Source organism: Streptomyces bicolor (assembly GCF_000719285.1).
Lineage (GTDB): Bacteria > Actinomycetota > Actinomycetes > Streptomycetales > Streptomycetaceae > Streptomyces > Streptomyces bicolor.
Window position 1 is genome coordinate 45045 of the sequence record NZ_JOFS01000021.1, and the last position, 25144, is coordinate 70188.

A 25144-nucleotide genomic window follows, 5' to 3' on the forward strand; every position below is an offset into this window, starting at 1 on the left:
CCCCCTGGTTTCATGCCGCGGCCTGGAGGTCCAGCCGCGCCCCGAAGTCCCGTACCACCGGCTCCTCCCGGAACGGCTCCAGCCGCTGCTGGAAGTCCTCCAGATACTCGGCGCCCCGGTTGGAACGGAGCGTGCCCAGGAGTTCGACGGCCTTCAGCCCGGTGTGGCAGGCCTGTTCGATCTCGCGCTGCTGCACCTGTGCCGTGGCGAGCAGCACATAGCCGATCGCACGGCGCCGCGCCTTCGTCTCGGGGAGCCCGGCCAGCGACTCCTCGGCACGTCGCGCCGCCGCCTCGGCCTGGCCGAGGTCGCGGTGGCAGTGCGCCAACTCGTCGGCGAGATAGGCCTCGTCGAAGTGCGTGATCCACGCCGGGTCGTCCCCGGACTCCGGATCCGCCGTCTCCAGCGCGCTCACCGCACGCCCGGACGCCACCTGGGCGGACCGCGCGTCACCCATCAAGGCATGCCCTCGCGCCTCGGCCGCATGGAACATCGCTTCCGCGCGCGGGGTCACGCGCCCCCGCGCCCCCTCCTGCGCCGCCCGCGCCAACTGCGCGATCTCGCGCGGGTTCCCGAGCTGCGCGGCGAGGTGACTCATGGAGGCGGCCAGCACATAGCCGCCGTACCCCCGGTCGCCCGCCGCCTGCGCGAGCCGCAGCGCCTGGATGTAGTACCGCTGGGCCAGCCCCGGCTGGCCGGTGTCGACGGCCATGTACCCGGCGAGCTCGGTCAACCGCGCGACGGCGGCGAAGAGTTCCCGCCCCACCGACTCCCGGTACGACCCGGCCAGCAGCCCGGAGACGACACTGTTCAGGTAGTGCACGACGACCGGGCGCACATGCCCGCTGCCGTACTGGTGATCAAGGTCTACGAGCGCCTGCGTCATCGCCCGCACGGCAGCCACGTCGGACTGCCCCACGCGCGGCCCCGCCGAGCGCGACACCTGCGAGTCCGGCGACGAGATCAGCCAGTCCCGGCTCGGCTCGACCAGCGCGGACGCGGCGACGGACGAGCCGGACAGGAAGTCCCGCCGCCCGACGTCGCTGCGCCACAGCTCGCAGACCTGCTCGATGGCCCCCAGTACAGTCGGCGAGAACTGGAGACCGACGCCGGACGCGAGATTCTTGCCGTTGGCCATGCCGATCTCGTCGATCGTGACCGTACGGCCCAGCTTCCGGCCGAGCGCCTCGGCGATGATCGCCGGCGCCCGTCCCCTCGGCTGCTGTCCGCGCAGCCAACGGGCCACGGACGTCTTGTCGTAGCGCAGATCGAGACCGTGCTCGGCACCGCACATGTTGACCCGGCGGGCCAGCCCGGCGTTCGAGCAACCCGCTTCCTGGATGAGCGCCTGCAGCCGTTCGTTCGGCTGTCGCGCGACGAGAGGCCTTGCGGCCATGGCGTACCCCCTGTGGCTGCGGTGCCTGCCCACGCACCGAGTTGACGTTCTTCCACCGCCGAATCCGGCTCGGGGCACTGGCTGTGCACCGCAAAGTTCCGGCCGTGAAGATCAATGCCCCGTCGGCATACCGAAAATGCGAGGCTTGCGAGGATTGCCGGGGTAAAGGCGGAAGCCGACCCCACAGGTGGCTACCCAGTCCGGGCCGGTGTTCCTCCCACGCGCCCCCACACATGCACCCATGCGCCCCAATTGAGAAATCAATGCTCCTCCCCCGCGCGCGTCATGCCCGTAACCAGGGGTGGGTGCGGGAGTTGTGTTCAGCGTGGAAGAGACGATCCCGGCCACCGAAGCCGCCCAGATTCCGAAGCAGCGCGGCGAAACGCTGCTGGAGACCGCCGTTCGCTACGCCGAGGAGCGCCACTGGGACGTGTTCCCGGGTACCTGGCTGGAAGCCGTCGACGGCGTGCAGGTCTGTTCCTGCGGCGACACCACATGCCCCGCGCCCGGCGCGCACGCCGCGCGCCCGGATTGGGCGACGCTGGCGACGGGCAGCGCGACGGTCGCGCGACGGATGTGGCAGAAGCAGCCGAACGCGTCGATCCTGCTGCCGACGGGCCGTACCTTCGATGCGATCTCCGTCCCGGAGACGGCCGGGTTTCTCGCGCTGGCCCGGATGGAGCGGATGGAGTTGTCGCTGGGGCCGGTGACGTTGACGCCGGATCGTCGGATGCACTTCTTCGTGCTGCCGGGGGCGGCGGTGAAGGTGCCCGAGCTGGTGCGCAAGCTGGGGTGGTCGGTCGGGTCGCTGGATCTGGTAGCGCTCGGGGAGGGGGCGTACGTCGCCGGGCCGCCTACCCGGTTCGGATCCCGGGGGGCTGTGCAGTGGGCCTGCCGGCCTACGCCGGCGAATCGGTGGTTGCCGGATGCGGAGGAGTTGATCTCGCCGCTCGCGTATGCCTGCGGCCGGGACCGGTAGCGCCTCTTCGTCTGCCGAGTGCGGTAGATCGGCGGCTGCGGGTTGTCTGTGGCTGGTCGCGCCCACGCGGCGGAGCCGCCTATTGGATACAGCCCCGCGCCCCTAAGGTTGGCGTCCATGACGTCGGCCGTTAGCGTGCGTGGGCTCTGGAAGCGGTTCGGGCAGCAAGTTGCCGTTGCCGGGATTGATCTGGAGTTGCCTGCCGGGAAGTTCATCGGGCTCGTCGGGCCCAATGGAGCGGGGAAGACCACGACCCTCTCCATGGTGACTGGGCTGCTCAGGCCCGATCAGGGGTCCGTGTCGGTCGTCGGGCACGACGTGTGGCGGGACCCCGTCGAAGTGAAGGCGCGGATCGGGGTGTTGCCCGAAGGTCTGCGGCTCTTCGAGCGGCTCTCCGGGCGGGAACTGCTCGCCTACTCGGGGCGGTTGCGCGGGCTGCCCGGGGCGGAGGTCGACAAGCGGGCCTCGCAACTGCTCGACGTGCTTGATCTCGCGGGGGCCCAGCACAAGCTGGTCGTCGACTACTCGACCGGTATGCGCAAGAAGATCGGGCTCGCGGCCGCGCTCCTGCACAATCCCGAAGTGCTGTTCCTGGACGAGCCGTTCGAGGGCGTCGACCCCGTCTCCGCCCAGACCATCCGCGGAGTCCTGGAGCGCTACACCGCCTCCGGGGCCACCGTCGTCTTCTCCTCCCATGTCATGGAGCTCGTCGAGTCGCTGTGCGACTGGGTCGCCGTCATGGCCGCCGGGCGCATCCGGGCGCACGGGACCCTCGCCGAGGTGCGCGGTGACGCGGCCTCGCTGCAGCAGGCGTTCCTCGAACTCGTCGGCGCGGGCGGCCGCGACGCCGGGACCGACCTCGACTGGCTGGGCGGCGGGGCGGCGCGATGAGCACCGACGTCACAGCAGTCGTCGTACGGCTGAAGCTGTCCCTGCTGCGGAACGGTCTGCGGCAGTCCGCCGGACGGCGGGCCGCCTACATCGCCTCGGCCGTGCTGGTCCTGCTCTTCGCCGCCCTGCAACTCCTCGGGCTGATCTTGCTGCGCGGCAACGCGCACGCCGGCTCCCTGGTCGTCCTCCTGGTCGCGGTGCTCGCGCTCGGCTGGGCCGTGATGCCGCTGTTCTTCCCCAGCGGGGACGAGACCCTGGACCCGACGCGGCTGGTGATGCTGCCGCTGCGTCCCCGGCCACTGGTACGGGCGCTGCTCGCGGCCTCGCTGGTGGGGATCGGTCCGCTGTTCACGCTGTGCCTGTTCGCCGGTTCGGTGATCGCGCTCGCGCGGGGCGCGGTGGCGTACGTCGTCGGTGTCATCGGTGTCGTACTGGCCCTGCTGGTGTGCGTGGCGCTCGCGCGGGCCGTCGCCGCGGCCAACATCCGGCTGCTGACCAGCCGGAAGGGACGCGATCTGGCGGTGCTGAGCGGGCTGGTCATCGCGATCGGCGCGCAGGTCGTGAACTTCGGGGCGCAGCGGCTGGGTTCGTCCGGGCTCGGCGAGCTCGATCCGGTGGCGGATGTGCTGCGGTGGCTGCCGCCGGCCTCCGCGATCGGGGCGGTGGAGTCGGTGAGCGAGGGGTCGTACGGCGTCGGTCTTCTCCAACTCGCGTCGACTGCGGGGGCGTTGGTGGCCCTGATCGCCGTATGGTCACGGCATCTGACGCGGCTGATGACCTCGCCCGACGGCTCCACGCTCCAGGCGGTCACCGAGGCCGCCGTACGGGAAAGGACCTCCGCCGGTCCGGCCCGCTTTCTGCCGGCCGGCCGCACCGGCACGGTCATGGAGCGCAGCCTGCGCTACGTCTGGCGGGACCCGAAGACCAAGGCGGGCTGGGTGACCTCGCTCGCGATCGGCCTGATCGTGCCGCTGTTCAACGCCCTGCAGGGCACCGGTTCGATCTACTTCGCCTGCTTCGCCGCCGGGATGCTCGGCATCATGATGTACAACCAGTTCGGCCAGGACACCTCCGCGTTCTGGATGGTCGCGCTGACCATCTCGTCGCCCCGGGACGCGTACGTCGAACTGCGCGGCCGGGCCCTGGCCCTCCTGCTGATCACCCTGCCGTACGCCACGCTCGTCACCGTCCTCACGACAGCGCTCCTCGGCGACTGGCCCAAGCTCCCCGAGGTCCTCGGCCTGTCCTTCGCCCTCCTCGGCGCGATGCTGGCGACGGGCGCCTGGACGTCGGCCCGTTTCCCGTACTCCATCCCCCAGGAGGGCTACAAGAACGTCGCTCCCGGCCAGACGGGCCTGGCCTGGATCTCCATCTTCGGCGGCATGATCGCGGCGGCACTCCTGTGCGCCCCCGTGATCGCGCTGACGATCTGGCTGAACGTGAGCGAGGACGGCGACGCGTGGACGTGGCTGCTGCTGCCGGGGGGCGCGGCCTATGGGGCAGCGATCACCCTGCTGGGGCTACGGCTGGCGGCGCCGCGGACAGCGGCCCGACTGCCGGAAATCCTTGCGGCGGTGAGCAAGGGCTGAGGGCTCCTTCTGACGCCCGGGCCGGCAACGCCCTAAGGGGCGCGGGGAACTGCGCGAACAACCCACACAACCCGCAGCCGCCGTCGAACACGAAGCCCCGAGCTCCTGGGCGCCCGGCGTCAACCAGCGGAGCGCACCGCATCCAAGAAGGGCTCGATGGCCGCCCGCCACCCTTCCGGCTGGTCGTAATGCACCAGGTGCCCGGCATCGGCCACTTCCGCGTACTCCCCCCGAGGCAGCACCCGAACCATCTCCTGAGCCTCGGCCCGCCCAAGCTCCCCGTCCAGCCCACGCACGACCAGCGTGGGGCACCGCACCTGCGCCAGTTCCTCCCAGTGCGCGTCGTACACCCACGTCTCCCGGGAGGCGAGCATCTGGTCCAGCTCGAAGACCGGCCGCCAGCCGTCCTCGCACTCGTGCATCACCTCGGCGTAGAACTCCCCCCGCGCGGGATTCGGCCGCTCGACCCAAGGGTCGTCCTCACCGAACCACTTGCGTACGTCGGCCAGCGTGGCGAAGGGGACGGGCCAGGACTTGAACCAGTCCGCCCACTCCCGCTGCGAGGCCGCGCCGAGCGCGGAGGCCCGCATGTCGCAGATGATCACGCCGCGCACCAGGTCGGGCCGCTTGGCGGCCAACTGCCAGGCGGTCAGCGCACCCATGGCGTGGCCGACGAGGACGGCCGGGGCGAGGCCGAGCTGTTCGAGGGCGGCCTCGGCGTCGTCGACGTACGCCTCGCGCGTGAAGGCGGCCTGCTCGGGCTTGTCGCTACGACCGTGGCCGCGCTGGTCGAGTGCGACGGCACGGTGCCGTTCGGAGAGCCAGCGGGCGGTGGAGGCCCAGTGGGAGGCGCGGCCCATCAGGCCGTGCAGTAAGAGGACGCCGGTGGCGCCGTCGGGCTCCTTGGCGGGGTCGGTCTTGAGAGGGTCGGTCTTGAGAGGGTCGCCGAACTCCCAGGCCGCGAGACGTACGCCGCCTGTCCCGGTCACGTCGATGCGCCGCGCCATAGATCCTGGCACCCCCCTAGCTCCGCTCGGACCGCTCGCTCCCGATCGAGCCGGCCGATCCTGTGAACCGCGCCCTGCCTGCCGTTCCTGCCGTATCCGCCATCGCTCACCGAGCACCGCGCGCTGCCCGCGTCACACGCGCCGCCGATGCCCTCGCATGCGATGTGCATGTCCTGTGTGTCTCACGTGATCTTATGCGCACATTCCTGAAGCGCGCGTTCCGCCTGACCCGTCACTCGCAGACTATCGAACCCGTATTCGAAAATGCGGTCTCCGGGGCCAACACCCCTCATTCGAGTGACCCCCCGCAAGGATTGATCGCCACTGCTGAGGGGAGATCTTCAGCGGGAGGCGGACCGCTCGGGGAAACCGGTCCGAGGGGAATGACCCTGAGAGCTCGGGGCTCCGGGTCAGCACAGGGGAGGACAGGCCCCGGCGCCGCAAGGCGCCGGGGCCCTCTCCGCAACCACGGCACATCCGCCCGCCCCCTCACCGGCCGGTCGCCTCGCGGCGATCACGGCCAAGAGCCCTCAGGTCACATGCCTCACGCGACAGCCTCGCACGCGAAGGGTCCGAGCGCTGCGATTTGACGGAGTGAATCTTCGATTCGACGCGGTTCCGCGGATCACCCCAACTCCCGCTCCCTCACCGGGAATTACACGGGAGAGAACCCGGGACGGACGGGTGCCGATGACTCAGTGCTCGGCGACGAACACGACGGCTCGGTGCTCGCGACGAACACGACGGCTCAGCGCTTGGCGACGAACACATGGGAGGCGACGTCGGCCTCCAACTCGGCCGCCTCGCCGCCGCTGCCCACCAGGACACCGCCCGCCGACTCGGTCACGCTCACCACCGAGCCGGGCTGCACTCCCGCCCGCCGCAGCGTGTACATCAGCTGCGCGTCGGTCTGGATCGGCTCGCCGATACGGCGCACGACGACCGTCTTGCCCTCGACGCCCGGGTCGAGGTCGGCCAGCGAGACCATGCCCTCGTCGAGGAACGGATCGGCGCCGTCCTTCTCACCGAGCTCCTCCAGGCCGGGGATGGGGTTGCCGTACGGCGACTCGGTCGGGTGCCGCAGCAGCTCCAGCACACGCCGCTCCACGGCCTCGCTCATCACGTGCTCCCAGCGGCACGCCTCGGCGTGCACCTGCTCCCACTCCAGGCCGATCACATCGACGAGCAGACACTCGGCGAGGCGGTGCTTGCGCATGACGCGGGTGGCCAGCCGCCGCCCCTCGTCCGTGAGCTCCAGATGACGGTCGGACGCGACGGACACCAGCCCGTCACGCTCCATCCGCGCCACCGTCTGGCTGACGGTCGGCCCGCTCTGGTCCAGCCGCTCGGCGATCCGGGCGCGCATGGGGACCACACCTTCCTCCTCCAGCTCGAGGATGGTGCGGAGATACATCTCCGTGGTGTCGATCAGTCCGGACATACGTGCCCCTCGATTAGCTCTGCGATTAGCTCAGCCGGAAGCGAGACAGCTCCACGGCGCGTGCGCTGGCCCTGAACTCAATTCTGCCGGATACCACTGACAACCGTGCCGCGCCGTTGAAACCAGCGGGTTACACACGCATCGCCGGGGCCCGTACTCCCGTATTGACACCACACTGGTCCAGACCGCACGGTGATCCGCGACACACACCCATCCGACCGCCGCCACCCCCACCCCGGAGGGCCCCGCATGAGCGACAGCAAGCCGGCCGACCAGTTCTTCGACGCCGCGATCGGACTGCTCCAGCGGGTCCGGGACGAGGAGGCCGGGAACATCGAGGCGGCCGGCACCCTGCTCGCCGACACCGTCGCCGACGGCGGCCGGCTCTTCGCCTTCGGCGCCGGTCACTCCTCCCTCGCCGCCCAGGACATCGTCTACCGCGCCGGGGGCCTCGCCCTGATGAACCTGCTCGCGGTCCCCGGGGTCGTAGGCGTCGACGTCATGCCCGCCACCCTCGGCTCCGCCCTCGAACGCGTCGACGGCCTCGCGAGCGCGGTCCTCGACAACTCCCCCCTCCGCGACGGCGACGCGCTCGTCATCATCTCCCTCTCCGGCCGCAACGCCCTCCCCGTGGAGATGGCCATGAGCGCCCGCACCCACGGCGTCAGGGTCATCGGCGTGACCTCAGTGGCGTACGCCTCGGAAACCGAGTCCCGCCATGCATCCGGCACCTATCTGAAGGACCACTGCGACATCGTCCTCGACTCGAAGATCGCGATCGGCGACGCGGAACTCAGCCTCGACACCATCCCGGCCCCCTTCGCCCCCGCGTCCACCGTCGTGACCTCGGCCCTCCTCCAGGCGGTCATGGCCACAGCGGCCGCCGCACTGGCCGAGCGCGGCATCGAGCCCCCGCTCCTGCGCTCGGGCAACGTCGACGGCGGCCACGACTGGAACAGGCGGGTGTTCGAGAAGTACGGCGACAGGATCTTCTACCGGCACTGAAGCCGCCCACCCGGCACGGACACGTCACGGGCCGGGACCCGGCAGCCCAGCCGTGGCTACTGCGAACCCAGCGCCCCCGCCAGATCCAGCGCGGAAGCGATCCGCACCGCCACATCCTCCGCGTACGCCGCGTCGCCCCGCTCGAACGCGCTCCGCCCGGCGCCCCGCAGAAACGTCACGACCCCCAGCGTCCGCCCACGACTGCGCAACACGGCACATAGCGCGTGCACCGCGTCCGCCGGCCACTGCCGCCCCACGGCCCACTCACGCGCCCGCTCCGCCGACAGATTCCCCGCGTCCGCCCGCACCGATCCGGCCCGCGCCACGCACTGCAGCGCCGGATGCCCCTCGGCATATCGCACCGGCAACCCGGCCTCCCCGCCCAGCAGACTCGGCCCCGGCGCCCCGGAGGGCGTCACGGCGACCCGGACCAGCCGTACCGGCTCCGCGGTTTCCCCGTCCGCGACCGCCCCGCCCGCGACCCGGTCGATCAGCGCGTGATCGGCGAACCCGGCCAGCGCGAAGTCCAGATGCACGGTCGCCGCCTCCGCGGGGTCCTCGCACTCCGCGGCGGCCCGCGCGGCCCGATGCAGCTGATTCGTCCGGAACCGCAGCAGCGCCGCCTCCTGCTCCCCCTGCTTGGCGGCGGTCACGTCCTGGAAGAGCCAGCCCACCCCCAACGGCACCGGCTCCTCCGCCAGCGGCGAGGCCAGCCGTACGAAGCCGCACCGCCAGCACCGGCGCCGCTCACCCTCCGGCGTCCGCACACTCACCCAGATCTCGGCCGGCGCGGGCGGCGCACCCTCCGCCAGCACATGTGTGAGCGCGCTCTCCAACTCCTCGACACCCTGGGCGAGCAGCTCCCCGAGCGGCCGCCCCAGCACGGACGTACGCCCGATGCCCAGCGCCCGAGCCGCATGAGCGTTCACCACCGCGGGCCGCAGATCGGCGTCGACGAGCACCACACCCCACGACGCGTCCTCGAACAACGCCTCACTCAGCGCGATCGACCGCTCCAGATCGATCTGCGCGTGCACCTCGCTGAAGGCGCAGTACACCCCGGCCGGCTTCCCGTCCGGCCCGCGCACGGCAGCCGACTGCGTCCGTACGAGGACCCGCCCGCCGTCCTTGGTCAGCAGCGCGAACTCGTGCACCTGCCGCCCCGGAGCGTGCATGGCGGACATCAGCCGCCCCTCGACCTCCTCGGCGTCGGCCTCGCGCACCGCCCACCCCGCGAAGCCGTGCTGCCCCACGGCCTCGTCCGCGCTCCACCCGAGGATCCGCTCCGCTTCACGGTTCCAATGGGTGACGACCCCGTCCGCGTCGAAGGCGCACAGGGCCGCGTCCATCCCGTCCAGCAGCGCGGCCAGCAGATCAGAACCGCCCGCCGAACCCTCCGAACCGGCCGAACCGGCCGACGACCCGTCCGGACCGTCCCGCTCGGGCTCGTCCGGCCCCAGCTCGTCGGTGGTCCCACTACGCCGGGAAGCACTCACATGGACCCCCTGCCAAGCGCTGCGTCCGCACGTACGACGCGTCGGTTCGCTCACTTGCAATCATCTAACTGGAACGTGACGCAGCACACACCGTGTTCCCCAAGATTGAAGGAATCGTTGTACGCGCCGTCATGCGAGCCGCTGCGTGACTACTCCCACCGCAGGTCCACCCAGAGATCGGTCTCACCGTCCAGCACATACCGATCGATCTCGACGAACCCACGCGCCTCGGCGAACCGCAGGCCGTCCTCGTTGACGGCCAGCACACAGGTCTCGACCGCCTTGGCACCCAGCACGCGCGCGTGGGCGAGCCCCTCCTCGTACAACGCCGAGCCGTACCCACGCCGCCGGTACCCGGGCAGCACCCGCGCGATGACCGTCGCCACCGCCTCCTCCCCCTCCGGCGGCCGCACGGTCGAGCAGCCGACGAGGACGTCACCGACGTACGCGTTCCGCAGCCGGTACCGCCCACTGCGCTCCCGCACCTCGTCGAGATCCATGGCCGCGGGCGGAACGATCACGTTGTGGACATGCCGCCACTCCCGGAGCATGACCTCACCGTCCACCGGCGCTGTGCGAACACCTCGATCTCGAGCTGCTCCTGGCACCGCCTGCTGGTTTGTCATGGACGGAACGCTAGGTGACCAGTGCGGACGGGTCCAAGGAAAAAAAGAGGTTGATCGAGGCAGAGCCGCTTCTTTAGTGTGTGGGGCACACGAGAAGGGAGGTGGTTCGGCAGATGTATGAAAACCGGACGCGTGAGGTGGCTGCGGGCTAGCGGCCCGTCACCCCACCCAGTGCGGTGCCGGACCAGCACGTGAGAGACGCGTGCAGCCGGCCCAATCCCAAGCAGTCACCCGACCCGCGAGCTCGCCGGCACGTCCGGCCGGCTCCCCCGCCACCGGCGGAGGGACCCGAGCTCGCGGGTCGTCTGCCTTCGCAGCCGGCCTGGCCCCGGCTCACGGACTGAGCCGCTCCACCCGCCAGCTCCCGTCCTGCTCCGCCACATACCGCAGCCGGTCGTGCAGCCGGTTCTCGCGGCCCTGCCAGAACTCCACCGCCTGCGGCGCCACCCGGAAACCGCCCCAGTGCGGCGGCACCGGGACCTGCTCGCCCTCGGGATAGCGCGCGGCCAGCTCGGCGTACGACGCGTCGAGGTCGGCCCGGGTGGCGATGACCGCGGACTGGGCGCTGGCCCAGGCGCCGAGCTGGGAGCCGTGTGGGCGCGTGCGGAAGTACGCGGCCGTCTCGTCGCGGCCGGTGCGCCGGGCCACGCCCGTGACGATGACCTGGCGGGCCATCGGGTGCCAGGGGAAGAGCAGGGAGACGTACGGGTTGTCGGCGAGGTCGCGGGCCTTGCGGGAGTCGTAGTTGGTGTAGAAGACGAAGCCCTGCTCGTCGAACTGCTTCAGCAGCACCGTCCGTGAGCTGGGCCGTCCCTCGGCGTCCGCGGTGGAGACGATCATCGCGTTCGGCTCGAAGAGGTGGGCCTCCGCCGCGGCCTGCTTGAACCAGCGCGCGAACTGCTCGACGGGGGTGGCGGCGAGGTCGTTCTCGGCGAGGCCCTCTGCCCGGTAGTGCTTGCGCATCGCGGCGGGGTCGAGGGGGACGGCGTCTCGGTCGGTCACGCGGTCATCTTGCCGTATGGGGCGGGCGGCGTCGGGGACGGTGTCCTTCGTCACTGCATGGCACTGAGTGCCGCAAGGCCTCCCCAAGGGTGGCACTCGGGGATATCGTGCTGTTGCCGTCGCGGTTGGATGACCGCCAGCCGCACGGGGCATCACAGGGGTACGCCCCCGGACCGCGAGTCCGCCGAGGCTCGGTTCGAAGGCCGCCCGCAAGCCTGGGCTCCGAAGCCGAACCGAGCCCGTGACCGTGGATCCATCGGCGTACATAAATCTCTGCCGACTGACATGTGGTCGTCCCACCCACAACCCCACCTGTCGCACACATCATGAGGAGCCGCCTGATGTCCGACTTCGTACCCGGGCTCGAAGGAGTCGTCGCGTTCGAGACGGAGATCGCCGAACCGGACAAGGAGGGCGGCGCCCTCCGGTACCGGGGCGTCGACATCGAGGACCTGGTCGGCCACGTCTCGTTCGGAAATGTGTGGGGACTGCTGGTCGACGGAGCGTTCCGGCCCGGTCTGCCGCCCGCCGAGCCCTTCCCGATCCCCGTGCACTCCGGCGACATCCGCGTGGACGTCCAGTCCGCGCTCGCCATGCTGGCGCCCGTGTGGGGGCTGAAACCGCTCCTGGACATCGACGAGGAGCAGGCCCGCGAGGACCTGGCCCGGGCCGCCGTCATGGCCCTGTCCTACGTCGCGCAGTCCGCGCGCGGCCAGGGCCTGCCGATGGTTCCGCAGCGCGAGATCGACAAGGCGCAGTCCGTCGTCGAGCGCTTCATGATCCGTTGGCGGGGCGAGCCCGACCCCAAGCACGTGGCCGCCGTGGACGCCTACTGGACGTCCGCCGCCGAGCACGGCATGAACGCCTCCACCTTCACGGCCCGCGTCATCGCCTCCACCGGCGCCGATGTGGCCGCGGCGCTCTCCGGCGCCGTCGGGGCCATGTCCGGCCCGCTGCACGGCGGGGCCCCCTCCCGCGTCCTGCACATGATCGAGGAGATCGAGCGCACCGGCGACGCCGAGGCGTATGTGAAGCAGACCCTCGACAAGGGCGAGCGGCTCATGGGCTTCGGCCACCGCGTCTACCGCGCCGAGGACCCACGCGCGCGCGTGCTGCGCCGTACGGCCCGTGAGCTCGGTGCGCCGCGCTTCGAGGTCGCCGAGGCCCTGGAGAAGGCCGCGCTGGCGGAGCTCCATGCCCGCCGTCCGGACCGTGTCCTCGCCACGAACGTGGAGTTCTGGGCCGCCATCGTCCTGGACTTCGCCGAGGTCCCGGCGCACATGTTCACGTCCATGTTCACCTGCGCCCGTACGGCGGGCTGGTCGGCGCACATCCTGGAGCAGAAGCGCACCGGCCGCCTGGTCCGCCCGTCCGCGCGCTACATAGGTCCCGGCCCGCGCGATCCGCGCGAGGTCGAGGGCTACGGGGACATAGCGCACTGAGGGACTGAAGGGCTGAGGCGCTGAGGGGCTCGGGCATCGGGTGACTGAGCCCCCACGCGCGTGTCCCTCCCATGCCAGTGAAGACCGCACACGGAACGTGACTGATCCGCTCCGCCAGTATGCTGGGGCGGCTGCGGCACCCCCCATCACCCCGTCCTGCGTGGTGAGTTATGGCCTGCGGCGATCAGGACGTCTCACGGCATGGGGATGGGTAACAAGTGCTGATAGCGGGCCGCTACCGGCTGAGCGAGTCGATCGGGCGCGGTGGGATGGGGGAGGTCTGGCGGGCGTACGACGAGACGCTCGCCCGGCACGTGGCCGTCAAGCTGCTCCTGCCCCAGGACTCCGACCCCACCGCGACCTCCCGCTTCCGGCTGGAGGCCCAGACCGCGGCGCGGATCGACCATCCGAACGTGGTCGCCGTCCGGGACTTCGGCGAGCACGACAACCGGCTCTATCTGGTGATGGAGCTGGTCGAGGGCGACAGCCTCGCGCGGACACTGGCCCGCTCCGGCGCGCTGCCGGCCGAGCGTGTGGCCCGTATCGCCGCCCAGGCCGCCGCCGGGCTGGCGGCGGCGCACCGTCAGGGCATCGTCCACCGGGACATCAAGCCCGGCAACCTGCTCCTGGACGCCGACGGCACCCTCAAGATCGGCGACTTCGGGATCGCCCGCTTCCTGGACGATCCCGGAGCCGCGCTCACGGCCACGGGGCAGATCGTCGGCACGAGTCTGTACCTCGCCCCTGAGCGGGCGCTGGGCCAGCCGGCGGGCCCGCCTTCCGACGTCTACGCACTCGGCTGCGTCCTGTACCAGCTCCTGACCGGCCGTCCGCCCTTCCATGCCGACACGGCGGTCGCAATCCTGCACAAGCACCTGGACGCCGCCCCCGTGCCGCCCCGCGAGCTGGGTGTCCCGGACCTCCCGCCCGCCTTCGAGAGCTACCTCCTCGGCCTGCTCGCCAAGGACCCCGAGCACCGGCCGACCGCCCAGCAGGCGGCCGACTGGTTCACGGGCGGCGCCTGGCAGGGGCGACCCGAGCCTTTGCCCGACGCGGCTTCGCCGTCGCGGCCATCGACGGTCGCGTCGGCGTCCGCTGCCGGGTCACAGCAGGTGGGTGAGACCAGCACGCCTACGACCTACATGCTGCCGTCCGCCCGAGGGGCGGCGTCCATCGGCAGATCCAGGTCCCGGTCCCGGAGCGGGGCCCGGCGTGTGGTCGCCACGGCTGCCGGAGCGGTGCTCTTCGTGATCGCGATGCTGCTCGGCATGCTGTGGTTCTCCCCCGACAACACCGGCACGGAGGGCTCGAAGTCCGAGGCACCGACCAGTCCGAGCGCGTCCGCATCGGCGACCTCGCTGACGTCGAGTCCGTCCCCGACCGCCTCCCCGAACCCCGCGGTGGAATCGAGCGCGGAGCAGCGGAGGCAAAGCGATGTGCGGCAGGACGACGACGGTGACGAGGACGACTGACGGCCGGTCTGCGGCCTGCCGGGCGTCGCCGGTCAGAGCTTGCCCCACAGATCCGCCAACCGGTGACCGTCCAGCAGCTCGGATATTCGGGTGCGGAACTCAGGGGTGAGTTCGGGCCAGTTCCAGAACTCGAAGCCGAGGTGGGCGAAGGCGAAGTAGTCGTCGGCCCAAGTGAAGTCGGGCAGCGGGACGGCCTCGGCGCAGGCGGGGCAGTCGACCATGGCCTCGCCCGCCTTGTGCCAGGCACTGATGGCCTCGCGGAACGGCGCCCAGGCGGCGTCTATCAGCTCCCACTGGTCGGTGATCAACCGGGTGGTGGTGCCACAGCGCGGACAGGTCACCGCCTCCGGCCCGCCCTGCCCGCCATGGAAGACGGTGCGCTCGGTGTACACGGCGAGGCCGTCCCAGGGGTCCCCGTCGGCGTCGTCCGGCCCCACGGCCCGCTGCCAGTTCGGTCCCGGAGGATGGCCGAGCGGCGGACCGAGAACACAGTCCGTGCGCTCGGCGAGCACGATTCCCTCGGCCACCAGCCACTCGAGAACGCGCTCCGCCAGGCGCGGCGCCTGCTGCGGGCCCGCCTCGAGGTCGACGATCGTCTGGAAGTGATCACCCATGCCCGAACCGTAGGCCCTGCCACTGACAACGCCTTCAGCCCAGGGCCTCCTCCAGCAGCACCGCCCACTGCGCCACCACGCGATCGCGGCGGGCGGTGTCGTCCGTGAGGAGGTTGGCCAGCCCCAGGCCACGGGCCATGTCCAGCACGCCCTGGACCGCCTCCCGTACGCCCGGTCGCGACTCGTCCGCGCCCAGCAGGTCCACGGCGATCCGGTGGGTCTCGCGGCCCACTCGGGCCTCCAGCTCCGTCACCCGGGGGCGTAGCTGCTCCTCGTTCGACGCGGCCACCCACAGGTGCAGGGCGGCACGGAACAGGGGGCCGGTGTAGAGGTCGACCAGTGCTGAGACCACCGCCCGGCGGTCTCCCGCCTCGCCCTCGGGGAACAGGGCCCGCAGCGCCGTCGAGCGTTCCTCGGCGACGTACTCGACGGCCGCCGTGAACAGGTCCTCGCGGGTCGGGAAGTGGTGCTGGGCGGCGCCGCGGGAGACGCCGGCGCGTTCGGCGACGACGGAGACCGTGGAGCCCGCCCAGCCGTGTTCGGCGAGGCAGGCCACGGCGGCTTCCAGGAGCCGCTGCCGGGTGGCGCGGCTGCGGTCCTGCTTGGGTACGCGGTCGGCCCGGTCCGCTCGGTCCGTGCGGTCGCCGACCGTGCTCACACCACCCATTCCGGATCCCGTCTTTCGAGGAAGGCCGTCATCCCCTCGCGGGCCTGCGCGCAGGAGAACAGCCGGGCCGAGAGCGCGGTCAGGTCGGCCGCGTCCCGGTCGAAGGTTTCCAGCACCTTAGCCGTGAGCAGCGCCTTCGTCTCGGCCAGGGCCTGGGGGGAGGCCCGGCGCAGGCCGTCGAGGACGGGGGTCAGGGTCTCGTCGACGTCGTCGCCGTGTGTCGTCAGCAGGCCGATGCGGGCCGCCTCCGGGGCGGTGAAGCGTTCGCCGGTGAGGTAGTAGCGGGCCAGGGCTCTGGGGTCGGTGCGGGGCAGGAGGGGCAGTGAGATCACCGCGGGGGCCACGCCTATGTGGACCTCCGTGAAGGCGAAGGTGGCCTGGGGTGACGCCGCCGAGATGTCGCAGGCGGCGAGGAGGCCCAGGCCGCCCGCGCGTACGTGGCCGGTGACCCGGGCGACGACGGGTTTGGGCAGTTCGACGATCTGGCGGAGCAACGCCACCAGTCCGTCCGGGGGTGGGGGGTCGCGCAGGTCGGCGCCCGCGCTGAACGTGTTGCCGGTGTGGGTGAGGACGATGGCGCGTACGTCGGCGTCCTTGGCGCAGTCGGTCAGCGCGTCGGCGAGCTCGCGCACGAGCGCCGCCGAGAGGGCGTTGCGGTTGTGCGGGGAGTCGAGGGTGAGGGTTTCGACGCCCCGCGCGCGCGTGCGGACGATCAGTGTCATGTGGCCTCCCTGAGGGCCCGCAGTTCGCGGCGCAGGATCTTCCCGGAGGCGGCCCGTGGCACCCCGTCGATGAAGGTGACCTGGCGGACCCGCTTGTAGGGGGCGACGCGTTCGGCGACGTACATCATGACCTCTCCTTCGGAGAGGTCGGTGGCGGACGGCTGGCGGACCACGTACGCGTGCGGGACCTCGTTGCCGTCGTCGTTGTAGACGCCGATCACCGCCGCGTCCGCGATGCCGGGGTGGGTGAGCAGGAGGGCCTCCAGTTCGGCGGGGGCCACCTGGAAGCCCTTGTACTTGATGAGTTCCTTGACGCGGTCCACGACGAACAGCCAGCCGTCGGCGTCCACATGGCCGACGTCGCCGGTGTGCAGCCAGCCGTCGGGGTCGATCATGGCGGCGGTGGCGTCGGGGCGGCCGAGGTAGCCCTTCATGACCTGGGGTCCGCGGATGAGGATCTCGCCGGCCTCGCCGACGCCGAGGTCCTTGTCGGGGTCGTCGAGGGAGACGACGCGCATCTCGGTGCCGGCGATGAGCCTGCCGACGGTTCCGGCGGGCGCGTCGTTCATGGCGGCGAGCGGGACGACGTGGGTGCCGGGGGACAGTTCCGTCATGCCGTAGGCCTGGCCGACCGGTGGCAGGCCGAGGCGCTGCGAGCAGGCGGCCGCGAGGTTCGCGTCCAGGGGCGCGGCGGCGCTGATGACGTACTTCAGGGACGACAGGTCGTACCGCTCGACCAGTGGGTGCTTGGCGAGGGCCAGGACGATCGGCGGGGCCACGTACAGGCCGGTGATGCGGTGGTTCTGGATGGCCGCGAGGAAGGTCTCCAGGTCGAAGCGGGGCAGGACGACGACCGTGGCGCCCACACGCAGGGGGGCGTTCATCAGGGCCGTGAGGCCGTAGATGTGGAAGAAGGGCAGTACGGCGAGGATGCGGTCACCGGGACCGGCCGATATCGCGGGTTCGAGCTGGGCGAGGTTGGTGGCGATCTGGCGGTGGGTGAGCATCACGCCTTTGGGGATGCCGGTGGTGCCCGAGGAGTACGGCAGGGCCGCGACGTCCGCCACGGGGTCGATGTCGACCCGTGGTTCGGGGGCGGCGGACACCAGCATGTCGATGAGCGACCGGTGTCCGGGCGCGCTGTCGCACACGAAGATCTCCCGCACGCCGCCCGCGAGTTCGGCGGCCCGGCGTGCGGTCTCCAGCAGCGGTGAGACGGTGACGATCCAGCGGGCCGCCGAGTCCTTGAGCTGCTTGGCGAACTCCTCGGGTGTGGCGAGCGGGTGCACGGTGGTGACGGAGGCTCCCGCGCGCGTGGCGGCGTAGAACGCCGTGGGGAAGGCGATCGTGTTGGGGCTGTGCAGGGCGAGGACGTCGCCCTTGCGTATGCCGGCCTCGGCGAGACCGGCGGCGACGCGCCGTTGGAAGCGGTCGAGCTGCTCGTAGGTGAGGGTGGTGCCGTCCGTGCCGTCGATGAGCGCGGGGGCGTCCCCGAACTCGGCGGCCCGGCCCAGTACGGCCTCGTGGATAGGGAGTTCTACGGCCGGGACGTCTGCGTACTCGCTGCGGAACACGGTTCCTCCTCGCGACACGGTGCCGGACGGGTGCCGGTCAGTAAGACTTGGGCAGGCCCAGGGTCTGGTGGGAGACGTAGTTGAGAATCATCTCCCGGCTCACCGGAGCAATACGAGACACGCGCGCGGCGGTTATCAACGAGGCGAGGCCGAATTCGCGGGTGAGGCCGTTGCCGCCGAGGGTGTGCACGGCCTGGTCGACGGCCTTCACACAGGCCTCCCCGGCCGCGTACTTGGCCATGTTGGCGGCCTCGCCCGCGCCGACGTCGTCTCCGGCGTCGTACAGGTAGGCGGCCTTCTGCATCATCAGGCGGGCCAGTTCGAGGTCGATGTGCGCCTGGGCGAGGGGGTGCGCGATGGCCTGGTGGGCGCCGATGGGGGCCTTCCAGACGGTGCGGTCGCGCGCGTACTCGACGGCACGGGCGAGGGCGTAGCGGCCCATGCCGATCGCGAAGGCGGCCGTCATGATGCGTTCGGGGTTGAGGCCGGCGAAGAGCTGGAGGAGGCCGGCGTCCTCGTCGCCGACGAGCGCGTCGGCGGGGAGCCGTACGTCGTCGAGGGTCAGCTCGAACTGCTTCTCGGCGGCGTGGAGTTCCATGTCGATCTGACGGCGCGTGAAGCCTTCGGCGTCGCGCGGGACGATGAAGAGGCAGGGCTTGAGCGTGCCGGTGCGGGCGTCTTCCGTGCGGCCGACTATGAGGGTCGCGTCGGCTATGTCGACGCCGGAGATGAAGACCTTGCGGCCGTTGAGGAGCCAGTCGGCGCCGTCTTTGCGTGCCGTTGTCGTGATGCGGTGGCTGTTGGAGCCGGCGTCGGGTTCGGTGATGCCGAAGGCCATGGTGCGGGTGCCGTCGGCGAGGCCGGGGAGCCAGTGCGTTTTTTGGGCGTCTGTGCCGAAGCGGGCGATCACTGTGCCGCAGATGGCAGGAGACACGACCATCATCAGCAGCGGGCAGCCTGCGGCTCCCAACTCCTCCAGGACTATGGAGAGTTCGGCGATTCCGCCGCCTCCCCCGCCGTGTGCCTCCGGCAGGTTGACGCCGAGGTAGCCGAGCTTGGCGGCTTCGGACCAGAGGGCTTCTCGGTCGTAGGTGCGGCCGTGGCGTTTGCCGAGGGCGGATACTGCGGACCGTAGGGCCTTGTGTTCATCGGTTTCGACGTGGGTGGTCATGGGACTCCTTCGGGCTGCGGGTTCGTCGTGGCTGGTCGCGCTCACGCGGCGGTAGCCGCATATCAATACAGCCCCGCGCCCCTAGGTTTCTTGCACTACCGCCAGCAGTGAGCCGACCGTCACTTGTTGACCAGGTACAGCGTGCAAAGCGCTCAGCATCCCTGTGACCGGCGCTGAGATCTTGTGCTGCATCTTCATCGCCTCCAGCCACAACAGGGGCTCTCCGGCCTGTACGGCGGCCCCTATGGTCAGGCCCTCGGCGACGCGGACGACCGTGCCCGGCATGGGGGCGAGGAGGGAACCCGGGGCGTGCTGGGCTGTCGGGTCCGGGAAGCGGGGCAGTGCGGTGAGGTGGGTGGCGTTGACGTGGATCTCGTCGCCGTACCTCGCGACCTCGTAGGTCCTTCGTACGCCGTCCACTTCGAGTACGACGCGACTCGCGTCGGCGTGGACGACGCGCGCCCCGTCCGCCTCCAGGCCCGCCCGTGTGTGGCGGTAGTGGACCTCGATCTCCTCGCCCGCCATCGCGTAGTGCTTGACCTGCGGCTGTGACGGAACGTTGCGCCAGCCGCCGAAGCGGGAGCGGCCGTGGGCGTCGGCGAGGGCGGCGGCCAGGGGGGCGTGCGGGTCGGGGGTCGGCTCGGTCAGGGAAGTGAGGTGGCGGTCGTAGAAGGCCGTGTCCATGCGGGCGGTCGTGAACTCCTCGTGGCGCAGGGAGCGGACGAGAAGGTCCCGGTTGGTGGTCGGGCCGTGGATCGTCGCCCGCTCCAGGGCGCCCGCGAGCTTGCGGATCGCGTCCGCGCGCGTGGGGGCGTGTGCGACGAGTTTGGCGAGCATCGGGTCGTAGTGGACGCCGATCTCGTCGCCGTCGGTGAAGCCGGTGTCCAGCCGGACGCTCCCGGGTACGGCGAAGCGGTGCAGGGTGCCGGTCTGCGGGGCCCAGTCGCGGGCCGGGTCCTCGGCGTAGAGGCGGGCCTCGACGGCGTGGCCACGCGCGTGGGGCGGGTCGGCCGGGAGGGCGTGGCCCTCGGCGACGCGGATCTGTTCCGCGACCAGGTCGAGGTCGAAGACCGCCTCCGTCACCGGGTGTTCGACCTGGAGGCGGGTGTTCATCTCCAGGAAGTGCGCCGTGTCGCCGGCCACCAGGAACTCGACGGTTCCGGCGCCGACGTAGTCGACGGCACGTGCGGCGCGTACGGCCAGCGCGTGCAGCTCGGCCGTGAGCTGCACGGAGAGTCCGGGCGCCGGGGACTCCTCGATCACCTTCTGGTGGCGGCGTTGGAGGGAGCAGTCGCGGGTGCCGAGCGCCCAGACCGTGCCGTGGGTGTCGGCGAGGATCTGCACCTCGACGTGGCGGCCGTTCTCGACGTAGGGCTCGACGAAGACCTCGCCGTCGCCGAAGGCGCTCGCGGCCTCGGCGCGTGCGCTCTCCAGGGCGGCGGTCAGCTCGGCCATACGGCGCACGACACGCATTCCGCGCCCTCCGCCGCCCGCGGCCGCCTTGACCAGCACGGGCAGGTCGGCCTCGGTGACCTCGCCCAGGGGCGCGATACCCATCAGCTCCTTCGCCCTCGTCTTGGACGCCATCGCCTCGATCGCCTCCGGCGGCGGGCCGATCCAGACGAGCCCGGCGTCGAGGACGGCACGGGCGAAGTCGGCGTTCTCGGAGAGGAAGCCGTAGCCGGGGTGCACGGCGTCCGCGCCGGACGCCACGGCCGCCTTCACGATCAGGTCGCCGTCCAGATACGTCGCGGAGAGCGCCGCACCCGGCAGCCGTACGGCGGCGTCGGCCACGCGCGCGTGGAGGGCGTTCGCGTCGGCGTCCGAGTGCACGGCGACCGTCCGGATTCCCCACTCACGGCAGGTGCGGAAGACGCGGCAGGCGATCTCGCCCCGGTTGGCGACGAGCAGAGTCGAAATCATTTGCCTCACATCCGGAAGACGCCGAAGCCGCCCCGCGCGCCCTCGTAGCGGGCGGTGTGGATGGCGGACAGGCACAGGCCGAGGACGGTGCGGGTGTCGCGCGGGTCGATGACGCCGTCGTCGTACAGCCGCCCGGACAGGAACATCGGCAGCGACTCGGACTCGATCTGCTGCTCGACCATGGCGCGCAGGGCGGCGTCGCCTTCCTCGTCGTACGGCTGCCCCTTCGCGGCGGCCGACTGCCGGGCGACGATCGAGAGCACGCCGGCGAGCTGCTGCGGGCCCATGACGGCCGACTTGGCGCTGGGCCAGGCGAACAGGAAACGGGGGTCGTAGGCGCGGCCGCACATGCCGTAGTGGCCGGCGCCGTAGGAGGCGCCCATGAGGACGGAGATGTGCGGTACGCGGCTGTTGCTGACCGCGTTGATCATCATCGCGCCGTGCTTGATGATGCCGCCCTGCTCGTACTCCTTGCCGACCATGTAGCCGGTGGTGTTGTGCAGGAAGAGGAGTGGGATGTCGCGCTGGTTCGCCAACTGGATGAACTGGGCCGCCTTCTGCGATTCCTCGGAGAACAGGACACCCTGCGCGTTCGCCAGCACGCCGACCGGGTAGCCGTGGAGCGCCGCCCAGCCGGTGGTCAGGCTCGTCCCGTACATCGGCTTGAACTCGTCGAAGTCGGAGGCGTCGACGATCCGGGCGATGACCTCGCGCGGGTCGAAGGGGGTCTTCAGGTCGCCGGGGACAATGCCGAGGAGCTCGTCCGTGTCGTACTTGGGGGGATCGGCGGGGCCCGGATCGCCGTACGCCTTGCGGTGGTTGAGGCGGGCTACGACGCGTCGCGCCTGCCTGATCGCGTCCGGTTCGTCGACCGCGAAGTAGTCGGCGAGACCCGACACGCGCGCGTGCATCTCCGCACCGCCCAGCGACTCGTCGTCGCTCTCCTCGCCGGTCGCCATCTTCACCAGGGGCGGGCCGCCGAGGAACACCTTGGCGCGCTCCTTGACCATGATCACGTGGTCGGACATGCCGGGGACGTACGCGCCGCCGGCCGTGGAGTTGCCGAAGACGACCGCGACGGTCGGGATCCCGGCCGCCGACAGCCGCGTCAGGTCCCGGAAGACGGCGCCTCCGGGGATGAAGATCTCCTTCTGGGAGGGCAGGTCGGCGCCGCCCGACTCGACGAGGTTGATGCAGGGCAGCCGGTTGGCGAGGGCGATGTCGTTCGCGCGCAGGGCCTTCTTCAGCGACCAGGGATTACTCGCTCCCCCGCGCACGGTCGGGTCGTTGGCGGTGATCAGGCACTCCACGCCCTCGACGACCCCGATGCCGGTGACGAGGGACGCGCCGACCGTGTAGTCACTGCCCCAGGCGGCCAGCGGGGACAGCTCCAGGAAGGGCGTGTCGGGGTCGAGGAGCAGCTCGATGCGCTCACGGGCGAGCAGCTTGCCGCGCCCCCGGTGCCGTTCGACGTACTTCTCCCCGCCGCCCGCGAGCGCCTTGGCGTGCTCGGCGTCGAGTTCGGCGAGCTTGGCGAGCATGGCCTCGCGGTTGGCCCGGTAGTCGGGGTTCGTGGTGTCCAGGGCGGACGGCAGGACGGTCACAGCAGGGTCTCCGGGATGTCCAGGTGGCGGGAGCGCAGCCATTCGCCGAGGGCCTTGGCCTGCGGGTCGAAGCGGTGCTGGGCGGCGACACCCTCGCCGAGGATGCCTTCGACGACGAAGTTGAGGGCGCGGAGGTTGGGGAGAAGGTGCCGGGTGACTTTCAGCTGGCGGCTTTCTGGGATCAGCTGCCGGAATCGGTCGGCCGTCAACTCATGCGCGAGCCAGCGCCAGGCGTCGTCCGTCCGCACCCAGACGCCGACGTTGGCGTTGCCGCCCTTGTCGCCGCTGCGGGCGCCGGCGACGCGGCCGAGGGGGGCGCGCTTGGTGGGCCCGGGCGGCAGCGGCTGCGGGAGAGGTGGCTCCGGTACGTCGTCGAGTACGAGGCTGTCGTGGGCCGGCGGCACAGGAACCTGGCGTCCGTCGTGGAGGACGGCCACATGGTCGACGGCACCATGGGGGACGTACACATCCTCGAAGACCCCATAGGGCGAGCCCTTTCCGGGTGGCGCGAGCACATGGAAGCCGGGGTAACTTGCGAGCGCCAGCTCGACGGCGGCCCCGCTCAGCGCCCGTCCGACGGCCTCCTGGTCCCGGTCGCGCACGACGAGCCGGAGCAGGGCGCTCGCCGTCTCCTCGGTCGGGGCATCGGGCCGGTCGGTGGGCACGAGCTCCCAACGGACGTCGGCGGGCGGCGACTTGGCGAGCGCCTCCGTCAGCTGCTCGCGCACCAGGGCGGCCTTGGCCTCGATGTCGAGACCGGTGAGCACGAAGGCGACCTCGTTGCGGAAGCCGCCGAGGCGGTTGACGCCGACCTTGAGGGTCGGGGGCGGGGCCTCGCCTCGTACGCCCTCGACGCGGACGCGATCGGGGCCGTCCGGTGTGAGCCGTACGGTGTCCAGGCGGGCGGTGACGTCCGGCCCGGCGTACCGGGCACCAGCCGTCTCGTACAGCAGCTGGGCCGTCACCGTGCCGACGTCGACGAGGCCGCCGGTGCCGGGGTGTTTCGTGATGACGCAGGTGCCGTCCTCGTGGAGCTCGGCGAGCGGGAAGCCGGGGCGGCGCAGGTCGCCACCGCTCCTCCGGAACTGGTCGAAGAAGGCGTAGTTGCCGCCGGTCGCCTGCGCCCCGCACTCCAGCACATGACCGGCGACGACGGCGCCCGCGAGCCGGTCGTACTCCCCCGGCTCCCACCCGAAGTGGGCGGCGGCGGGCCCGGTGACCAGGGCCGCGTCCGTCACCCGCCCGGTGACGACGATGTCGGCGCCCGCCCGCAGGCAGGCGGCGATACCGAAGCCGCCGAGGTAGGCGTGGGCGGCGAGGCTGTCCGGATACCGGGCCTTCAGATCGTCGCCCTCGACGTGGGCGACATGGACGGGGACGCCGAGGCGGTCGGCCAACTTCCGTACGGCGTCCGCCAGTCCGGCCGGGTTGAGGCCGCCCGCGTTGGTGACGATACGGACGCCCCGCTCGTGTGCGAGGCCGAGGCACTCCTCCAGCTGCCGCAGGAAGGTGCGCGCGTATCCGGCGCCGGGGTCCTTCAGCCGGTCGCGGCCGAGGATCAGCATGGTGAGCTCGGCGAGGTAGTCGCCGGTGAGGACGTCCAGTTCGCCGCCGGTGAGCATCTCGCGCATGGCGTCGAAGCGGTCGCCATAGAAGCCGGAGGCGTTGCCGATCCGCAGCGGGCGGGGCGCGGGCGTCACCGCGCGGCTCCCTTCGGCGTGCGGCCCTGGCCGGGTGGGCCCGCGAAGACCTGGGCGATGTCGAACCAGCGGTCGGCGTCGGGGCCCTCGGCGCGCAGGGCGAGGTCGACGCGGTGCGCGCGCTGGGTGACGAGCCTGCAGAAATCGAGCGCCGGGCCGGTCACGCGCTGGGGGGCGTCTTCGGGGCCGTATGTCCACAACTCACCGGACGGCGCGACGAGTTCGATGCGGAAGTCGTCGAGAGGCGCGGGGAGTCCGTGCACGCCGAAGGCGAAGTCCCGGGTCCGTACGCCGATCCACACCACATGCCTGAGCCGATCGGTGGGTGTGCGCACCACACCCAGTGCGTCGGCGACGTCCAGCCCGTGGGCCCAGGTCTCCATGAGTCGGGCCGTGGCCATGGAGGCTGCCGACATGGGTGGCCCGTACCAGGGAAACTTCACGCCCTGCGGTGCCTCGCGCAACGCCGCGTCGAGGGCGGCCCGCCCTTCCCGCCACCGCGTCAGCAACTCGGCGGGCGGCAGTCCGGCCCCCTCCGCCGCCCCCTCGTCGACGAACGACCCCGGCGACACCAGCGCCTTCTCCACCAGCGTGTGGAAGGCGTCCGTGTCGGTCACGGCCAGCAGGGCCGAGTGGTCCGTCCAGGCGAGGTGCGCGATCTGGTGGGCGACGCTCCAGCCGGGGGCGGGCGTGGGAAGTGCCCACTGCTCGGGGTTCAACTCGGCCACGAGTCGGTCGAGTTCCTCACTCTCCGCACGCAGATCGTCGAAGACGGGCGTCGGATCGGACACGGTGCGCTCCCCTCGGGCACGGCGGTGTGCGG

General features: G+C 71.4%; 21 protein-coding genes. 6 read left to right on the plus strand and 15 right to left on the minus strand.

Annotated features, from left to right (window positions below; genetic code table 11):
* Nucleotides 1-10: 10 nt before the first annotated feature.
* Nucleotides 11-1396 carry an NsdA family TPR-like regulatory protein gene (locus IF78_RS0126895; protein ID WP_031478790.1) on the minus strand — a complete coding sequence of 462 codons (1386 nt, stop codon included), beginning with the start codon at nt 1394-1396 and terminating at the stop codon, nt 11-13.
* Between the two features lie 316 nt (nt 1397-1712).
* Between IF78_RS0126895 and IF78_RS0126900 the strand changes: the two genes are divergently transcribed.
* The 3 genes from IF78_RS0126900 to IF78_RS0126910 all read left to right on the plus strand — a co-directional run bounded on the left by IF78_RS0126900 (nt 1713) and on the right by IF78_RS0126910 (nt 4855).
* A complete protein-coding gene (locus tag IF78_RS0126900) occupies nt 1713-2375 on the plus strand; it encodes a bifunctional DNA primase/polymerase (protein ID WP_107050019.1) in 663 nt (220 codons plus the stop codon).
* Nucleotides 2376-2492: 117 nt separating this feature from the next.
* Nucleotides 2493-3266, plus strand: a complete 774-nt coding sequence (locus IF78_RS0126905; RefSeq protein ID WP_031478792.1) for an ABC transporter ATP-binding protein — start codon at nt 2493-2495, stop codon at nt 3264-3266.
* On the plus strand, nt 3263-4855 hold the full coding sequence (locus IF78_RS0126910) for a hypothetical protein (protein ID WP_031478793.1): 1593 nt from the start codon (nt 3263-3265) through the stop codon (nt 4853-4855). Before IF78_RS0126905 ends, IF78_RS0126910 begins: the two co-directional genes overlap by 4 nt.
* Before the next feature lie 119 nt (nt 4856-4974).
* Here IF78_RS0126910 and IF78_RS0126915 read toward each other — a convergent pair whose 3' ends face one another.
* Nucleotides 4975-5862 (minus strand): alpha/beta fold hydrolase, encoded by an 888-nt coding sequence (locus IF78_RS0126915; RefSeq protein ID WP_031478794.1) that lies wholly within the window; start codon nt 5860-5862, stop codon nt 4975-4977.
* A gap of 748 nt (nt 5863-6610) precedes the next feature.
* Nucleotides 6611-7303 carry an iron-dependent transcriptional repressor DtxR gene (locus IF78_RS0126920; RefSeq protein WP_004000347.1) on the minus strand — a complete coding sequence of 231 codons (693 nt, stop codon included), beginning with the start codon at nt 7301-7303 and terminating at the stop codon, nt 6611-6613.
* Nucleotides 7304-7552: 249 nt separating this feature from the next.
* Here IF78_RS0126920 and IF78_RS0126925 point away from each other — a divergent pair, with 249 nt between their 5' ends.
* Nucleotides 7553-8308, plus strand: a complete 756-nt coding sequence (locus tag IF78_RS0126925) for an SIS domain-containing protein (RefSeq protein ID WP_031478795.1) — start codon at nt 7553-7555, stop codon at nt 8306-8308.
* Between the two features lie 56 nt (nt 8309-8364).
* Here IF78_RS0126925 and IF78_RS0126930 read toward each other — a convergent pair whose 3' ends face one another.
* From IF78_RS0126930 to pdxH, 3 genes are all read right to left on the minus strand, one after another.
* On the minus strand, nt 8365-9804 hold the full coding sequence (locus IF78_RS0126930) for a PAS domain-containing protein (protein WP_031478796.1): 1440 nt from the start codon (nt 9802-9804) through the stop codon (nt 8365-8367).
* A 149-nt stretch (nt 9805-9953) separates the two neighbouring features.
* Nucleotides 9954-10355, minus strand: a complete 402-nt coding sequence (locus IF78_RS0126935) for a GNAT family N-acetyltransferase (protein WP_234439762.1) — start codon at nt 10353-10355, stop codon at nt 9954-9956.
* A gap of 408 nt (nt 10356-10763) precedes the next feature.
* A complete protein-coding gene (pdxH, locus tag IF78_RS0126940) occupies nt 10764-11432 on the minus strand; it encodes a pyridoxamine 5'-phosphate oxidase (RefSeq protein ID WP_031478798.1) in 669 nt (222 codons plus the stop codon).
* Nucleotides 11433-11773: 341 nt separating this feature from the next.
* Between pdxH and IF78_RS0126945 the strand changes: the two genes are divergently transcribed.
* Entirely contained in the window at nt 11774-12874 is a 1101-nt protein-coding gene (locus IF78_RS0126945; RefSeq protein ID WP_031478799.1) for a citrate synthase 2, read from the plus strand.
* 218 nt (nt 12875-13092) lie between these two features.
* On the plus strand, nt 13093-14346 hold the full coding sequence (locus tag IF78_RS0126950; protein WP_037641351.1) for a serine/threonine-protein kinase: 1254 nt from the start codon (nt 13093-13095) through the stop codon (nt 14344-14346).
* Nucleotides 14347-14378: 32 nt separating this feature from the next.
* Here the strand turns inward: IF78_RS0126950 and IF78_RS0126955 are convergent, their stop codons facing one another.
* From IF78_RS0126955 to IF78_RS0126995, 9 genes are all read right to left on the minus strand, one after another.
* Nucleotides 14379-14960, minus strand: a complete 582-nt coding sequence (locus IF78_RS0126955; RefSeq protein ID WP_031478801.1) for a CpXC domain-containing protein — start codon at nt 14958-14960, stop codon at nt 14379-14381.
* A gap of 34 nt (nt 14961-14994) precedes the next feature.
* On the minus strand, nt 14995-15627 hold the full coding sequence (locus IF78_RS0126960; RefSeq protein WP_031478802.1) for a TetR/AcrR family transcriptional regulator: 633 nt from the start codon (nt 15625-15627) through the stop codon (nt 14995-14997).
* Entirely contained in the window at nt 15615-16349 is a 735-nt protein-coding gene (locus tag IF78_RS0126965; RefSeq protein ID WP_031478803.1) for an enoyl-CoA hydratase family protein, read from the minus strand. The genes IF78_RS0126960 and IF78_RS0126965 overlap by 13 nt, the downstream gene beginning before the upstream one ends.
* Nucleotides 16346-17923 (minus strand): 4-coumarate--CoA ligase family protein, encoded by a 1578-nt coding sequence (locus IF78_RS0126970; RefSeq protein ID WP_031478804.1) that lies wholly within the window; start codon nt 17921-17923, stop codon nt 16346-16348. Before IF78_RS0126970 ends, IF78_RS0126965 begins: the two co-directional genes overlap by 4 nt.
* A 37-nt stretch (nt 17924-17960) precedes the next feature.
* Nucleotides 17961-19094 carry an acyl-CoA dehydrogenase family protein gene (locus tag IF78_RS0126975; protein ID WP_031478805.1) on the minus strand — a complete coding sequence of 378 codons (1134 nt, stop codon included), beginning with the start codon at nt 19092-19094 and terminating at the stop codon, nt 17961-17963.
* An 81-nt stretch (nt 19095-19175) separates the two neighbouring features.
* Nucleotides 19176-21017 carry an acetyl/propionyl/methylcrotonyl-CoA carboxylase subunit alpha gene (locus IF78_RS0126980; protein WP_031478806.1) on the minus strand — a complete coding sequence of 614 codons (1842 nt, stop codon included), beginning with the start codon at nt 21015-21017 and terminating at the stop codon, nt 19176-19178.
* Between the two features lie 5 nt (nt 21018-21022).
* Entirely contained in the window at nt 21023-22621 is a 1599-nt protein-coding gene (locus tag IF78_RS0126985) for an acyl-CoA carboxylase subunit beta (RefSeq protein WP_031478807.1), read from the minus strand.
* The gene (locus tag IF78_RS0126990; RefSeq protein WP_031478808.1) at nt 22618-24321 is read right to left on the minus strand and encodes an acyclic terpene utilization AtuA family protein; all 1704 of its coding nucleotides are present in this window, start codon (nt 24319-24321) and stop codon (nt 22618-22620) included. Before IF78_RS0126990 ends, IF78_RS0126985 begins: the two co-directional genes overlap by 4 nt.
* A complete protein-coding gene (locus tag IF78_RS0126995; protein ID WP_031478809.1) occupies nt 24318-25112 on the minus strand; it encodes a TIGR03084 family metal-binding protein in 795 nt (264 codons plus the stop codon). Before IF78_RS0126995 ends, IF78_RS0126990 begins: the two co-directional genes overlap by 4 nt.
* Nucleotides 25113-25144: the final 32 nt, after the last annotated feature.

Bases quoted from the DNA above. Each gene is read 5' to 3' on its own strand.
- IF78_RS0126915 (WP_031478794.1), bottom strand. From the start codon at position 5,862: ATGGCGCGGCGCATCGACGTGACCGGGACAGGCGGCGTACGTCTCGCG.
- IF78_RS0126905 (WP_031478792.1), top strand. From the start codon at position 2,493: ATGACGTCGGCCGTTAGCGTGCGTGGGCTCTGGAAGCGGTTCGGGCAG.
- IF78_RS0126945 (WP_031478799.1), top strand. From the start codon at position 11,774: ATGTCCGACTTCGTACCCGGGCTCGAAGGAGTCGTCGCGTTCGAGACG.
- IF78_RS0126960 (WP_031478802.1), bottom strand. From the start codon at position 15,627: ATGGGTGGTGTGAGCACGGTCGGCGACCGCACGGACCGAGCGGACCGG.
- IF78_RS0126925 (WP_031478795.1), top strand. From the start codon at position 7,553: ATGAGCGACAGCAAGCCGGCCGACCAGTTCTTCGACGCCGCGATCGGA.
- IF78_RS0126980 (WP_031478806.1), bottom strand. From the start codon at position 21,017: ATGATTTCGACTCTGCTCGTCGCCAACCGGGGCGAGATCGCCTGCCGC.
- IF78_RS0126920 (WP_004000347.1), bottom strand. From the start codon at position 7,303: ATGTCCGGACTGATCGACACCACGGAGATGTATCTCCGCACCATCCTC.
- IF78_RS0126955 (WP_031478801.1), bottom strand. From the start codon at position 14,960: ATGGGTGATCACTTCCAGACGATCGTCGACCTCGAGGCGGGCCCGCAG.
- IF78_RS0126935 (WP_234439762.1), bottom strand. From the start codon at position 10,355: ATGCTCCGGGAGTGGCGGCATGTCCACAACGTGATCGTTCCGCCCGCG.
- IF78_RS0126910 (WP_031478793.1), top strand. From the start codon at position 3,263: ATGAGCACCGACGTCACAGCAGTCGTCGTACGGCTGAAGCTGTCCCTG.
- IF78_RS0126975 (WP_031478805.1), bottom strand. From the start codon at position 19,094: ATGACCACCCACGTCGAAACCGATGAACACAAGGCCCTACGGTCCGCA.
- IF78_RS0126895 (WP_031478790.1), bottom strand. From the start codon at position 1,396: ATGGCCGCAAGGCCTCTCGTCGCGCGACAGCCGAACGAACGGCTGCAG.
- IF78_RS0126965 (WP_031478803.1), bottom strand. From the start codon at position 16,349: ATGACACTGATCGTCCGCACGCGCGCGCGGGGCGTCGAAACCCTCACC.